Raw genomic sequence first — 14,232 nt, forward strand, 5'->3', positions numbered from 1 at the left:
ACCTAAGCCCGATTGTACGGATGCCGTTTTAATCGACAGTTTTTTAATTCTCAAAATTTAAAACGGCAGGAGGAAAAGCGGGGCTGAAAGCTGCCATGGAATACGAACGTTCACTTCAAAACCTCTTAATTAGCTACTATTATCCCCACCAAAGCGTCCTCCTGAACTTGGTTCAGGATCTAATCGAAATTGCTTTACGTTGGCAAAGGCTTTTTTTTGAAAGCAATACCAGTGCTCATCGGTTAACCAGGCCCTGCTTTCCTTCCTGCTGTAAAGTTTTCGCAAGATTTTCAATGCATCGTTTACAGCATCCATCCAATCAGGTTTTTTTAAACCAGGCTTGTGCAAGGAAAAAACCGCAACGAAGAACCTACCCGCTTTACCTAAGCCCGATTGTACGGATGCCGTTTTATTAAGTTAAATCTCCTATTTATTCCACCTTTAACGGCAGCAGGAAAAGCGGGGCTGCAAGCCGCCAAAGACCAACCTTCGCTTTCAAAAAAAAACGAATCCCTACCTTTTACACCTTAAATCTTTGTGCGCTTTGTGCCTTCGTGGTAAACAAACTCAGGTGCCTAAGGTGGTAAAAAAGCCTTGCCGTTTGGCCATAAAAAACCTTAAGTATTTAGCTTTAGTCTTTCCCCTTAAAACCTTATCTTTGCGCCAACATGAGTGATAACAGGTACAATCAACGTGGCGTTTCTGCCTCAAAAGAAGATGTGCACAATGCCATCAAAAACATAGATAAAGGAATTTTCCCTAAAGCATTCTGCAAAATCATCCCTGACATTTTAGGTGGTGACGAGGAATATTGCAATATCATGCATGCAGACGGCGCAGGTACCAAATCTTCTTTAGCTTACGTATACTGGAAAGAAACCGGAGATATCTCGGTTTGGAAAGGTATTGCACAAGATGCCATCATCATGAATATCGATGATTTAATCTGTGTTGGTGCTACCGATAACATTTTGTTATCCTCAACCATTGGAAGGAATAAAAACCTGATCCCGGGCGAAGTGATTGCTGCTGTAATTAACGGTACAGAAGAAATCTTGGCCGATCTGCGCGAACAAGGCATCTCGATTTATTCTACCGGCGGCGAAACTGCCGATGTTGGCGACTTAGTGAGGACCATTATCGTCGATTCTACGGTAACCTGTAGATTAAAGCGGGAAGATATCATCAGCAACGATAATATTCAGCCAGGCGACGTAATTGTGGCACTAGCCTCATCCGGACAAGCCACTTACGAAACCGAATACAATGGTGGTATGGGATCGAACGGATTAACCTCTGCCCGTCATGATGTTTTCGATAAAACAGTAGCCAACAGTTACCCTGAAAGTTTCGATCCGGCTGTTCCATTTGATCTGGTTTTCTCCGGAAAAAAACAATTAACAGAAGAAATAGCTATTGAAGGATTTGGCCAAACTACGGTAGGTAAATTGGTTTTATCCCCTACGCGTACCTATGCACCTGTAATCAAAAAGATTTTAGAAAGTCATCGCAGTCAGATTAATGGTATTGTACATTGCAGTGGTGGTGCACAAACCAAGGTATTACATTTCATCAATGATGATATCCACGTCATCAAGAATAACTTATTTCCTATCCCTACCCTATTTAAATTGATTCAGGAACAATCGGGTACCGATTGGAAAGAAATGTATAAGGTATTTAATATGGGGCACCGCATGGAATTATATGTTCCTCAGGAGATTGCCGAAAGCATTATCGAAATATCAAAAAGCTTTAATATCGATGCACAGATTATCGGTCGCGTAGAAAAAGGCGATCAAAAACAAGTGACTATCGAAAGCGAAAAAGGAACTTTCGTTTATAACTAAGTTTTGAGATACAATTTAAAAAGGCTGCTGAAAATTAAATTCAGCAGCCTTTATTTATTACTCACGTTCTACAAATTTATGGAAGGTACTCTCCTCTCCATCTGCTTTTTTATCCTGATACAAAAAATCGAGTTTGTTGTCATCAAAGGTTTTAAAAAAGGTATCCCAATCTGTCTCCTTTAGGTCTGAAGAACTGTCGCTATGCTTTGGGAAATGAATCCTTAAAATGCCACCACCTTTGGTTTCTGCTGTATCTGCAACTATTGCCGGTACACCGCCATGTTCCTCTGCCCAGGCTTTTATTGTAGCATGATCATGGGTCTGTTTCGAAGTGCTCATTGTTTTAAATATTAGTTTTAAATAAATAGACTAATATTAAAATCATTTTTTGGCAGAAATGGTTTTAGTTATAATAAAAAACATCGCTAAGACATAATTTAATCTAATACACACTAGCTACCGTATCGACACATTATTAAGTTTACGGTACATCATTTAATTTTGCTGAGATAAATGTATATTGACTTTAAATAAATCACTCCAAACAGGAATAACGTTATGATCAATGTATATCTTCTTGGTGCAGGCAAACATGCTACAGAGCTGAGCGAGTATTTTAACGGCAATAACGAATATCAATTAGCAGGATACGTAATAAACCTGGATAATGCCGTTAACCATCCAAATATAGCCATGCCAGTTATTTCCTTACCATCTTTTTTAGAAAAACATCCTGCTGCTTTAAATATTGCATTAATTGGTGCAATAGGCACTTATGAAAGAAAATCTATTATTGAACCATTAGAAAACAAAGGCTATCAATTCATTAATATTATCCATCAACACAACTACATCAGTCCATCTATTAAAATTGGCCACGGCAACTGTATTGCCCCAGGCTGTGTAATCAATGCAAATGTGCGTATCGGTAACCACTGTATTGTTAATTCCAACTGCAACATCAGTCACGATTGCATACTAGAAGACTATGTGACCATTTCTCCCGGCGTAACCATTGCCGGAAACGTAAACATTAACGAAGGCGTTTTTATAGGTGCGGGAGCAACAATAATTCCAGGCATAACCATTGGAAAGGGAGCCTATGTAGCCGCCGGAGCTTGCGTTACAAAAGATGTTCCGCCGCATGTGATGATTGCGGGTGTGCCTGCAAAGATTAAAAAAACAATAGATTAAACAATCTGAATTTATAAATACTTCAGAAGTTGATATAAATAAAAAATCCCCGATCGAATGACCGCGGATTTGTAAAAACATCTAAGTATCTATATGCACTATTGTAACCTCAAAATCCGTTCACCATACTTAATTTCTGTCTCAGAGGTGATTGCAAATTCATATTCCTTTTCTGCTGTAACAGTAAGCTTTTTACCCTTGATTTTGTAAGTACCTCTATATGCTACATCGCCACCTGGCACTATATCTGCTTTGCCATCTACCATGAGGGTAACGCGTATCGCACTGGTAAGATATCCATCAGATTTGGGCACATTAATTTCATAAAATGTTTTTTCTTCTTTTACCGTTAGCTTTTTACAAGAGGTAAAACATAAAAACAAGAGCATTAAATAGATGAGATTTTTCATATTATTTAGTTTTATAACAAAAACGTATCATGGTTAATAAACGCTACAATAAAAAATTCTATTAATCACCATAGAAGTTTACCGGATTAAACAGATTCTAAAATATAATAAATAGCATTTAAAAAAAAGTCCATAGATAACAAAAAATCCCTGATCAAATGATCGGGGATTTTTTGTTATCTATGTATTTTGCTATTAGTTAAAGTTATAACGAATTCCAACTTGTCCTTGCCATCTTGAAAGAAAAGAAGACAATGCATAAGGAACACCACCAGTTGGCGCTCTAAATGTAAAACCGCCACCATTCGCAGGAGCATAGTTAATAAGCGAATAGGCTGTATTATTAATAAAGTAAGATTTTCCCCAATCTTTATTGATCAGATTGCCTACGTTTATAATGTCTACAGAAAGCTGTAACGAATTTTTAGTGCCTTTAAACACAATACCTAAATCTTGCATAATACGAACATCAAATTGGTGTTCCCAAGGCATCCTTGCAACATTACGCTCAGAATACTGGCCTCTAATTTTACTTAAATAAGGATCATTATTAATATAGTTATCTAAGGCTGCCCATTGTTCTGCAGGAGATATTGCTGGGGTAGGATTAGAACCAGTAGTAACTGCAGGTATAGTAACCAATTTGATATCAGCTTGTGTACGAGGTACAAAAATCAAATCATTACTTGGGTTACCAGATGAAATTGAATTGTCACCATTTAAATCTCCATTATAAATATAAGAGAATGGGGTTCCAGACTTACCTACATAAAATAATGAGAAAGTAGTCGCTGAAGCTTTATTTCTGCCGTATTTAATCGAATAATTTAATGCACCTACCACTCTATGACGAAGATCATAATTAGAGTAAGCTAATGGTGGATTTTGAGGATCACCAGAAATCAATACACCTCCAAAGCCAGAGCTTGCGGTACTACTAAAACCTGAATTAATATCTTGTGATTTTCCATAAGTATAGGCAATTGAAGTATATAATCCAAAGTCAAATGATTTTTGCAACTGAGCAGTTATGTTATAAGCAGAACCACTTCTTGTATTCTGTAATAAATAAACCTCAGTAAATTTTGCTCCATTTACCCTACCTGCTGTTGTATTAACAAAAAGAGGACGGGTATCAGCACCACCAGATAAAGACGGGTTGATTGGGGCAACAGAAGGTTTCATATTTAAGTTTTTATATGAAATATTGTTAACCGTTGAAGAATACAACCCTTCAATAGTTGCCTGAATTCCACCAGGTATTTTAAAATCAACTGCTAAATTGGCTCTAAAAACCTGAGGTAATTTAAAATTATTATCAATTAAACTAATTTGTGAAGTTGTACCAGCAACACCACCAGCAGCTGATTGGTTGTTTACATCTGGAATAAAGGTACCTGTTCCAATCGGTGCACTAACGGAACTGGTTAACATACCATTTCCTGAGAATTGATTAGATATCCATACAAATGGAGCACGACTTGTTAATAGTCCACCACCACCTCTCAATTGAACCGAACGATCTCCTGTTAAATCCCAGTTGAAACTCAAACGTGGAGAAACAAGTATTTGACCGCTAGGAACCTGATCGGTTTTGTAATTAGGGAAAGTAGCTACAACATCAGGGTTAGCTAATGGAGTATCAAAAATTAACGGTACGTCAACTCTTAAACCAGCAATTAATTTAAAACCTTTAAAGGCATCTATTTCATCCTGGAAATAAAATCCTAACTGAGCAGCGCTAAATTTAGCTGCAGGTCTTGGATCTCCAGGAATCTTTGAAGTACTAGTAGCAGCAGAAGGTTTTGTATTAGCTTCAAAATCTGCCAAGTTATTCCATGCATAACTTCCAGCTAAATTATTTACAAATAAGTTTCTGATTTTATAAAACTCATTGTGTGTACCAATAGTGAAAGTATGTTTGTTTGCAAAAATTTTAAAGTTATCAGTAAATTCAAAAATATCCTGATCCAATTCATTTGCTGTTGAAGAAGCCTCTGAACCAAGTGCAGCAGACTGACTACCAGTACCTAAACCATTGATTCTGATTTGAGGGAATAAATCGCCAACAGTAGCCCTTGTATCTCTAATTCTAGAATAACCAATAATTAAATTATTAGATAAAGTACTTGAAATAGCACTTCTTAATTCTAGTACTGAATTATTTTGTTGGTCATTAAAGCGATATAGGTTACTTGCAAATCGGAAAGATGTTGCACTTCTCGAAATGTTATCATCATAAGCTTTAATGTAGTTATGACGCAAAGTTAATTGGTTCTTTGAATTGATATTCCAATCTAAACGTGCAAATAATTTATCACTTCTAGTCTCTGCATCAAATGCATCAATACCACCAGCATCATAGCCGTAACGATCTTTAGCAACTTTAGCGATTCTTAAAAGCTCAGCTGTAGAAACCGCACCTACATCACCTGAGTTAAAAGTGGTTGGTTGAACGATACTCTGTCTTTCAGCACTCACAAATAAAAATAACTTATCTTTAATAATCGGAGCACCTATTCTTGCACCGTACGTAAAATTATGGAAAGGTAATGCTTTGGTATTTGTACCATCAACACTTTTACCAATTGTGTTTTGATTTCTACCAAAAAAATAAGCTGAACCTTCTACTGTATTTGATCCAGAACGGGTAACAGCATTAACACCACCACCAATTGCATTACTATTTGTAACGTCAAATGGAGCTAAAACAATCTGAAGTTCTTGAATCGCGTCCAAAGAAATCGGTTGTGTATTTGCCTGACCACCTGGAGCACCAGTACTTCCTAAACCAAAAGCATCATTATTTACAGCTCCATCAATAGTTAAACCATTAAAACGATTATTAATACCACCAAATGAATTACCATTAGCTTGCGGTGTTAAACGTGTAAAGTCTTGTAATGAACGTGATAAAGATGGTAAGTTTTGAATTTGATCCTTACTAACGTTGGTAGAAGCACCTACTTTCTTACTGCTAAATACGGCATCTCTTTTTCCAGCAACCACAATTTCTTGTAGTTGTTTACCATTTTCACTTAAAACAAGGTTTAATAAGTAAGGCTCACCTAACTTTAACATTGCTCCAGTTACTTTTTCTGGTTGATAGCCAACAAAACTGATTTCGAAAATATAAGGGCCACCTACACGCATGTTATTAATTACAAAACGGCCATCATTATTTGTTGACACAGAATATACTGTACCAGTTGGTGTATGTGTTGCTTTAACACTTGCCCCAGGTAAGGCGCCTTTGGCATCCTTAATTGTTCCTGTCATTGATGATGAGGTTACCTGCGCATTTGCACCAACGGTAAAACCTACAAATGCAACAATAACCAGTACTAATCTTAAAAGTAAAGATTTCTTCATACTTTGTTTTTTAAATGTTTTTGTTGTTGAATAATAAATCTAATAGGGATATTATGCCGCAAATGTACCCAATAAAATTTAACACATTTTAACATCCAATGTTAAATAATTATTAAGTCAGGCAAAACTTTTCAACATTTAACACATATTGCAGTGCTAATAACTTTCAGTTTATCAATACATTGTTTATAAAACTAAATATTTAATAATGAAATCATCAGTTGATTATAATTTAAGCAGAAAACCTAAGTTAACATTGGTATTTTTCAAATAACACATGTTAACAACATTTTTTAAGCCATAAACATCGTTGTTATTTAACTTTTTGCCACCTTATCCATACATTATTCTGTAAATCCACCTGATTGTATTTATCATTTTTAAACAGAACGGTTAAAACAATATTCAATCATTGTAAATTTTAACTGTTATCTCAACATTGAGCTCAGCAATTGACATTTTTTTTTTAGTTTTGAACGATTGTTGCAGGATGAAGATCCTTTAACTTTTTGTAATCCGGATGTAGGCAGCCACGATTAAGGGATGAAGCCACACGATTACAGATAATACAAAACAATTAAAAACAAATCTCTTTAAAATAGATTAAAAAACAGATGAATTACGACGTTATTGTTTTAGGCAGCGGCCCAGGTGGTTACGTAGCTGCAATCAGAGCTTCTCAATTGGGACTAAAAGTTGCAATTGTTGAGCGTGAATCATTAGGTGGTATTTGTTTAAACTGGGGCTGTATCCCTACTAAAGCACTTTTAAAAAGTGCTCAGGTTTTCGAATATATTAATCATGCTGCTGATTACGGAATTACTACTGCCGGTGCAACCGCAGATTTTGCTGCTGTGGTAAAACGCAGCCGTGGCGTTGCTGATGGCATGAGTAAAGGCGTTCAATTTTTAATGAAAAAAAATAAAATTGACGTCATTATGGGAACTGGTAAAGTAAAACCAGGAAACAAATTAGAAGTTAAAGGTGCAGATGGTTCTCAACAAGAACTCAGTGCTAAAAATATCATCATTGCTACAGGTGCCCGTTCAAGAGAACTACCTAACCTGAAACAAGATGGCAAAAAAATTATTGGCTACCGCCAGGCAATGGTACTTCCTGAACTACCAAAAAGCATGGTAGTAGTAGGTTCTGGTGCTATCGGTGTAGAATTTGCTTATTTCTACGCTACTATGGGTACAAAAGTAACCATCGTAGAATTTATGGATAACGTTGTTCCTGTTGAAGATGAAGACGTTTCTAAACAATTATTACGCAGCCTGAAAAAAGTAGGTATCGATGTCATGACATCAGCAAGCGTAGAATCTGTTGATACCAGCGGTGCAGGCTGTAAAGTTTCTGTTAAAACAGCTTCAGGTATGCAGACTATCGAGGCCGACATCGTACTTTCGGCAGCAGGTATTGTAGCCAACATCGAAAACATTGGTTTAGAAGAAACCGGTATCAAAACGGAGAAAGGCAAAATTGTTACCGACGAATTCTATAATACTTCAGTTAAAGGTTACTATGCAATTGGCGATGTAGTAGGCGGTCAGGCACTTGCCCACGTGGCTTCTGCAGAAGGAATTATCTGTGTAGAAAAAATTGCAGGTCAGCACGCCGAGCCATTAGATTACAATAACATCCCGGGATGTACCTATTGCACGCCAGAAATTGCTTCAGTAGGTTATACCGAAAAAGCAGCAAAAGCAGCAGGTTACGAATTGAAAATCGGTAAATTCCCATTCTCTGCATCAGGTAAAGCAAGTGCTGCCGGTGCTAAAGATGGTTTTGTAAAACTAATTTTCGATGCTAAATACGGCGAATTATTAGGTGCACACATGATCGGTGCAAACGTTACCGAAATGATCGCCGAAATCGTAGTTGCCCGTAAATTAGAAACTACTGGTCACGAAATGATTAAATCTGTTCACCCTCACCCTACCATGAGCGAAGCCATAATGGAAGCTGCAGCTGATGCATACGGAGAAGTGATACACTTATAAGGTAGAAGGTTTGAAGGTGGAAGGCATAAGGTGCCTCATCGATAAGTAAAACCAATATCATTTACAAAAACCCTTTAGTTAAAGCTGAAGGGTTTTTGTATTTTTAACCAATTCCAGTCTTGATACTTGATACTTGATACTCGATACTAATTACTTGATACTACAAAAATGAAACTCCACACCATAAACACAGGCTTATTTAAATTAGATGGTGGCGCCATGTTCGGCGTTGTACCCAAGGCCATCTGGCAAAAAACAAACCCTGCTGATGCGAATAACCTTTGCACCTGGGCCATGCGTTGCCTTTTAATTGAAGAAGCTAATCAATTGATTTTAGTGGATACCGGAATTGGAAATAAACAGGATGAAAAGTTTTTCAGTCATTATTACCTGCATGGGGATGATTCGATGGAAAAATCGCTGGCGCAATTGGGTTTCAGTACGGCCGATATTACTGATGTTTTCCTCACACACCTTCATTTTGATCATGTTGGTGGGGCAATAACAAGAGAAAACGAGAAACTGATACCAGCCTTTAAAAATGCACATTATTGGAGTAATGAAAAACATTGGCAATGGGCAGTAACGCCAAATGCGAGGGAAAAAGCTTCTTTTTTAAAAGAAAACATCCTGCCAATCCAGGAAAGTGGACAGCTTAAATTTGTAGCCGAAAAAGAAAATATCGGATGGCAAAAAAATATCAATATCAGTTTCGCCTATGGCCATACCGATGCCATGATGTTGCCTAAAATCAGTTACAAAGGCAGAACCATCGTTTATATGGCCGATCTTTTACCCTCAGTTGGGCACCTTCCGCTACCTTATGTAATGGCCTATGATATGTTTCCGTTAAAAACGTTGACTGAGAAACAAGCCTTTTTAGAAGAAGCCGTAAACAACAACTACATCTTATATCTTGAACACGATCCAATTAACGAATGCTGCACTTTACAAAGAACAGAAAAAGGAATCCGTGTGGCAGAAACTTTTAACCTAAGCGATATTTAAATGATCAGACCAGCCAGGCCCGCAGATGCAGAAGAAGTTGTACCACTGATTATTCAGGCCATGGGCAAGCTGGCGAAGAAATTAACCAATGTAGAAGATGATGAAATCATTAATCGGATCTTTAAACATTTCTTCCAACAAGAGCACAACCAATACAGTTACGAAAACACTTTGATTTTTGAAGATGAGGGCAAAATTCTAGGATCTTTAAATGCCTACGATGGCGGAAAACTCCTACAGCTCCGCCAGCCATTTTTAGCATACCTGACTGAGCATTACCAGGCAAACAACACCGATCAAGGTACCGAGACCCAAAGCGGGGAATTTTACCTTGATACCATTAGTGTTAATCCACTGGCCCAAGGGAAGGGAATAGGAAAACAGCTCATTAAAGCAGGGATTGGTTGGGCTGAACAACTTGGCCACTACAACATCGGCTTATTGGTAGAACAAAACAATAACCGGGCATTAAAGCTTTACCAGAATATGGGCTTTGTTATTCAAAATGAAAAACAATTTATGGGCGGCTTGTACCATCATATGGTCTTTAAGCTCAAATAAATAACCTTCCCCCAATATCGCTTTTGCGCCTCAAACGCTCCACGCCCGGCACTTCCAAAATTTATTTTCGTTTTTATTTGTATTTAATCTAAATAATACCAATTTTTGTAACCGATGGAAAAAGCGTGTATCGATATTAACGAACTGGTTAACGTATTCTCAAATACCCATGGTTCTATTTATCAATCAGATAAATTAAACTGCTTTTATGTAGATTTTGGCGGCAAATTTGCTCGCTTTAATTGCCTGTCGCTTCAAAAATTAAAAAAGGTTGTGGAAGATATTGATATTGAAGCACTCCTTTTAAACACCCACAAAGCCGATTTCGAACTGGTTACTTTTAATGGTTGTGAACACATCTATTTATTAAGTGCTTTAGAAATTATCGCTTTAAAAGATTTGTTGCAAGGTACTTTTACCATGTTTAAACTAAATCACCTCATCAGCGACTGCCTTTATAGATTGGTTTATTAGTCATTAGTTTAGTGGTTCATTAGTCATTAGTTCAGTTGTTCATTAGCAATTAGTTCATTGGTAAGTTCAGATTGGTTAATAGGTTAATTGCCTAAACTGGTTAACTGCTTACATCAAACTGAAAATTGCCAACTGAAAACTGTATTGTTTAACTACATCCTTTTTTCGCTCAATTCTATTCAGTTCGTCATACTGGAAAGATCCTGAGATAAACTACCAATGACAGATCTCTTAAGAAGGGTCGTCATTGCGAGGAACGAAGATAACCGAACGAAAGTGAGCTCATGAACGCCTTTAAAACAACTGAAAAAATGAATAATCTTAATGCGCACGCTAGTAGCGATCGTTGTAAGATTGCTTCGTCGGCTGAAAAAGCCTTCTCGCAATGACGATTCTTCGCGGCCTATCACTTCGTTCAAATCCCCTGTCATTAATTAATACTGATTTTTATACAATAAATTAATCCTCAGGGTGACGATCACGAGGAAAATTTTTAATATACTGTCTCATTCTTTAATCCTCAATTATTCACATACACTTAATTCACAGAAAACTGTTAGCTGAAATTGCCAACTGAAAGTCGCCTTTTATCCTTCTGATCCTCAAGCACTATCCGTTTGACGTTATTCCGCTATCCATTTCCATTCCCGCCTCTTATTTAAACTGATTACAAATAACTAATTATCAGCAATTTAGACTAATTTCATATAGCAAATAAATCACACAATATGGCTAATTTGATGTTACCTTTGTATCATTAGTTAAGCAAAGAAAATTATGAAAGACTTAATGCGCATCAAATGTTTAATATCACAGGATATTGAAACACTATTAAATCAGCAGATCAAAAAAGAAGCACACTCTTCATCACTATATTTATCAATGTCATCTTGGTGTGACCAAAATGGATTCGACTTTTCAGCAGATTATTTCTTAAAGCAATCTGAAGAAGAAAGAGTACACCAGCTTAAATTGTTCAAATATGTCTTGGATATGGGCGGAAACGCAATATCTCCGGAAGTTTCTGGCATAAAAACTGAATTTGCCGGATTTAGAGAAGTTTTCGAAGATGCTTTAGAAGCAGAAATCGCCATTACCCAAAGTTTTAAAAACCTGGCTTCTAAATGCCATAAAGAACAGGATTTTGTAACGATGGAATTCTTAAACTGGTTCTTGAAAGAGCAACGCGAAGAAGAATACAAAGCCCGCAGGGCATTAGAATTGTTCGAAGTGATTGGCGAAGAAGGCACAGGAAGATGGGAAATTGATAAACATGTGAACAAAATCACCTATTCGGAAGAATAACAACAACAAAACATATATTGAAAGCTATCCCGATTAAATCAGGATAGCTTTTTTTATGCACTTAGAATCCAAACGAGGGGTCGTCATTGCGAGGAGGAACGACAAAGCAATCTTACAACGATCGCTACAATCCATAGTTATAAGATTGCTTCGTCGGCTGAAAAAAGCCTTCTCGCGATTACGACTTTCTCTGAGAACGCTCCATTTACTATGTTTCATCCGATTACGATCGGATCGAGATTAACAACCGATAATAAAAAGAAAAGCTCCAGCAAAACTGGAGCTTATTGGTTTAGGATGTTTAGTTTATGTTGATTATGAATAAGTCTTAATGCTTTTTGTAAAAAAAGCGCCGTTGCCAGCGCTTTTTTTAAACCAAATATATAATAATAATTAACGAGCATTACAAAAGTACAAACTTTATTCATATTAGCAAGTATTTTTATTAAAAAATTTAAATATTTTAATAAAAAATAGATAAAACACTAAAATGCAGACTAAAAAAATAAAACAAATAGATATAAATCATATAAAAATTAATTTTTAATACAAAAACATTAGTTTTTTCCTTACAAAATCATAATTTAAGGAAATATTTAAGCAAAATGATAGAAGATTTTATAAAAAATTACTTAAATCATCCCAAAACTTATGATGAAATGTTCCTAAATGGCGATCATTACCGGGATCATTATGCAAACTTCATCAATAATTTCTCTAAAGAATCTCTTGAGAACCTGAACAAAAAGGAAGAATTGGCCAAAAAGCTATTCATGAGCCAGGGTATTACCTTTACGGTATATGACAGCGGCGAAGGGATCGAAAAAATCTTTCCTTTTGATATTATCCCTAGAATTATTACTTCAACAGAGTGGAGTTTTATAGAAAAAGGAATAAAACAACGCTTAAAAGCACTGAATCTTTTCTTAAAAGACATTTATAGCAATCAATTTATCTTAAAAGACCAGATTGTACCTATAAATGTAATTTATTCTTGTCCGCATTTTTTAAGAGAGATGCACAATGTAAACGTATTACACGATATCTATATTCATATTGCCGGAATAGACCTGATAAGAGATCACGATGGAACATTTTATGTGTTAGAAGATAATCTGCGCACACCTTCGGGGGTGAGTTATATGCTCGAGAACAGGGAAATCACTAAAAGATTATTTCCCGACCTTATTCCACAGTGCGGCGTAAGAAGTGTAACCGAATACCCTGCCACATTATACAAAAATTTAATGAGCCTCTCTCCCAGAGCTGTTTCTAACCCAACAATTGTACTGTTAAGCCCTGGCATGTATAATTCTGCATATTACGAACACACTACCCTGGCCCGCTTAATGGGGGTAGAACTGGTAGAAGGACGAGATCTGGTGGTTAAAAACCAAAAGGTGTTTATGAAAACCACCACTGGCCTGCAGCAGGTTGATGTGATTTATCGCCGTGTAGATGATGACTATCTTGATCCGCTGGTTTTTAATCCGAACAGCGTACTGGGCGTTGCTGGCCTGATGGGTGCCTATCGCAAGGGTAATGTAGCCATTATTAATGCAATAGGCAATGGCGTAGCCGACGACAAAGCCGTTTATACCTATGTACCAGATATGATCAGGTACTACCTGAACGAAGAACCCATACTCAAGAATGTACCCACCTACCAGCTCAGCAATAAAGATGAGCTCGATTATGTTTTTGCAAACATCAATACAATGGTCATTAAAAAAACCAATGGAAGTGGTGGATATGGCATGTTAATGGGGCATGCTGCCAGCGAACAGGAAACTGACGAATACAAAATCGAAGTATTGAAAGATCCGCGCAATTTTATTGCCCAGCCTACCATAAGCCTGTCATCCGCCCCCTGTTTTATCAACGGAAAACTGGCCCCGCGCAGAATCGATCTTCGCCCTTTTGCTTTAAACGGGCCGGAGGGCATTTCAATTGTGCCGGGCGGCTTAACCCGGGTGGCTTTAAAAGAAGGTTCGCTGGTTGTAAACAGCTCACAGGGTGGCGGCAGTAAAGACACATGGGTTTTAACTTCTTAGA

The 14,232-nt window shown here is 37.1% G+C and carries 12 protein-coding genes; 8 read left to right on the forward strand and 4 right to left on the reverse strand.

The features are described from left to right. Positions 1–129: 129 nt before the first annotated feature. A complete protein-coding gene (locus LQ201_RS00835; protein WP_230144134.1) occupies positions 130–315 on the reverse strand; it encodes a hypothetical protein in 186 nt (61 codons plus the stop codon). A 353-nt stretch (positions 316–668) separates the two neighbouring features. On the opposite strand from LQ201_RS00835, the gene LQ201_RS00840 reads away from it, so the two are divergent. Beyond that, positions 669–1,850, forward strand: coding sequence for an AIR synthase related protein (locus tag LQ201_RS00840; protein ID WP_230144133.1), 1,182 nt, complete (start codon positions 669–671; stop codon positions 1,848–1,850). 57 nt (positions 1,851–1,907) lie between these two features. Here the strand turns inward: LQ201_RS00840 and LQ201_RS00845 are convergent, their stop codons facing one another. Beyond that, entirely contained in the window at positions 1,908–2,189 is a 282-nt protein-coding gene (locus tag LQ201_RS00845) for a hypothetical protein (RefSeq protein ID WP_230144132.1), read from the reverse strand. Positions 2,190–2,408: 219 nt separating this feature from the next. Here LQ201_RS00845 and LQ201_RS00850 point away from each other — a divergent pair, with 219 nt between their 5' ends. Further along, complete coding sequence (locus LQ201_RS00850) at positions 2,409–3,044, forward strand: acetyltransferase (protein ID WP_230144131.1); 636 nt, start codon at positions 2,409–2,411, stop codon at positions 3,042–3,044. 98 nt (positions 3,045–3,142) lie between these two features. Here LQ201_RS00850 and LQ201_RS00855 read toward each other — a convergent pair whose 3' ends face one another. After that, the gene (locus tag LQ201_RS00855; protein ID WP_230144130.1) at positions 3,143–3,454 is read right to left on the reverse strand and encodes a hypothetical protein; all 312 of its coding nucleotides are present in this window, start codon (positions 3,452–3,454) and stop codon (positions 3,143–3,145) included. Positions 3,455–3,649: 195 nt separating this feature from the next. Next, positions 3,650–6,826 carry a carboxypeptidase regulatory-like domain-containing protein gene (locus LQ201_RS00860; protein ID WP_230144129.1) on the reverse strand — a complete coding sequence of 1,059 codons (3,177 nt, stop codon included), beginning with the start codon at positions 6,824–6,826 and terminating at the stop codon, positions 3,650–3,652. Between the two features lie 614 nt (positions 6,827–7,440). On the opposite strand from LQ201_RS00860, the gene lpdA reads away from it, so the two are divergent. From lpdA to LQ201_RS00890, 6 genes are all read left to right on the forward strand, one after another. After that, positions 7,441–8,829 carry a dihydrolipoyl dehydrogenase gene (gene lpdA / locus LQ201_RS00865; protein WP_029275810.1) on the forward strand — a complete coding sequence of 463 codons (1,389 nt, stop codon included), beginning with the start codon at positions 7,441–7,443 and terminating at the stop codon, positions 8,827–8,829. A gap of 168 nt (positions 8,830–8,997) precedes the next feature. Further along, positions 8,998–9,837: an MBL fold metallo-hydrolase gene (locus LQ201_RS00870; protein WP_230144128.1), complete on the forward strand. Its 840-nt coding sequence runs from the start codon at positions 8,998–9,000 to the stop codon at positions 9,835–9,837. After that, the gene (locus tag LQ201_RS00875) at positions 9,838–10,398 is read left to right on the forward strand and encodes a GNAT family N-acetyltransferase (protein WP_230144127.1); all 561 of its coding nucleotides are present in this window, start codon (positions 9,838–9,840) and stop codon (positions 10,396–10,398) included. Between the two features lie 114 nt (positions 10,399–10,512). Continuing rightward, on the forward strand, positions 10,513–10,872 hold the full coding sequence (locus tag LQ201_RS00880) for a hypothetical protein (RefSeq protein ID WP_029275814.1): 360 nt from the start codon (positions 10,513–10,515) through the stop codon (positions 10,870–10,872). Positions 10,873–11,649: 777 nt separating this feature from the next. Continuing rightward, positions 11,650–12,177, forward strand: a complete 528-nt coding sequence (locus tag LQ201_RS00885) for a ferritin (protein ID WP_057934873.1) — start codon at positions 11,650–11,652, stop codon at positions 12,175–12,177. A 605-nt stretch (positions 12,178–12,782) separates the two neighbouring features. Further along, positions 12,783–14,231 carry a circularly permuted type 2 ATP-grasp protein gene (locus tag LQ201_RS00890; protein ID WP_230144126.1) on the forward strand — a complete coding sequence of 483 codons (1,449 nt, stop codon included), beginning with the start codon at positions 12,783–12,785 and terminating at the stop codon, positions 14,229–14,231. The last annotated feature ends 1 nt before the right edge of the window (position 14,232 follow it).

The organism is Pedobacter sp. Bi126, from assembly GCF_918698245.1.
In the GTDB taxonomy this organism is placed as follows: Bacteria; Bacteroidota; Bacteroidia; order Sphingobacteriales; family Sphingobacteriaceae; genus Pedobacter.

What these genes read in the sequence shown, in the direction of transcription:
- LQ201_RS00835 (WP_230144134.1), bottom strand. Translation starts at nt 315, where the DNA reads ATGGATGCTGTAAACGATGCATTGAAAATCTTGCGAAAACTTTACAGC.
- LQ201_RS00840 (WP_230144133.1), top strand. Translation starts at nt 669, where the DNA reads ATGAGTGATAACAGGTACAATCAACGTGGCGTTTCTGCCTCAAAAGAA.
- LQ201_RS00845 (WP_230144132.1), bottom strand. Translation starts at nt 2,189, where the DNA reads ATGAGCACTTCGAAACAGACCCATGATCATGCTACAATAAAAGCCTGG.
- LQ201_RS00850 (WP_230144131.1), top strand. Translation starts at nt 2,409, where the DNA reads ATGATCAATGTATATCTTCTTGGTGCAGGCAAACATGCTACAGAGCTG.
- LQ201_RS00855 (WP_230144130.1), bottom strand. Translation starts at nt 3,454, where the DNA reads ATGAAAAATCTCATCTATTTAATGCTCTTGTTTTTATGTTTTACCTCT.
- LQ201_RS00860 (WP_230144129.1), bottom strand. Translation starts at nt 6,826, where the DNA reads ATGAAGAAATCTTTACTTTTAAGATTAGTACTGGTTATTGTTGCATTT.
- lpdA (WP_029275810.1), top strand. Translation starts at nt 7,441, where the DNA reads ATGAATTACGACGTTATTGTTTTAGGCAGCGGCCCAGGTGGTTACGTA.
- LQ201_RS00870 (WP_230144128.1), top strand. Translation starts at nt 8,998, where the DNA reads ATGAAACTCCACACCATAAACACAGGCTTATTTAAATTAGATGGTGGC.
- LQ201_RS00875 (WP_230144127.1), top strand. Translation starts at nt 9,838, where the DNA reads ATGATCAGACCAGCCAGGCCCGCAGATGCAGAAGAAGTTGTACCACTG.
- LQ201_RS00880 (WP_029275814.1), top strand. Translation starts at nt 10,513, where the DNA reads ATGGAAAAAGCGTGTATCGATATTAACGAACTGGTTAACGTATTCTCA.
- LQ201_RS00885 (WP_057934873.1), top strand. Translation starts at nt 11,650, where the DNA reads ATGAAAGACTTAATGCGCATCAAATGTTTAATATCACAGGATATTGAA.
- LQ201_RS00890 (WP_230144126.1), top strand. Translation starts at nt 12,783, where the DNA reads ATGATAGAAGATTTTATAAAAAATTACTTAAATCATCCCAAAACTTAT.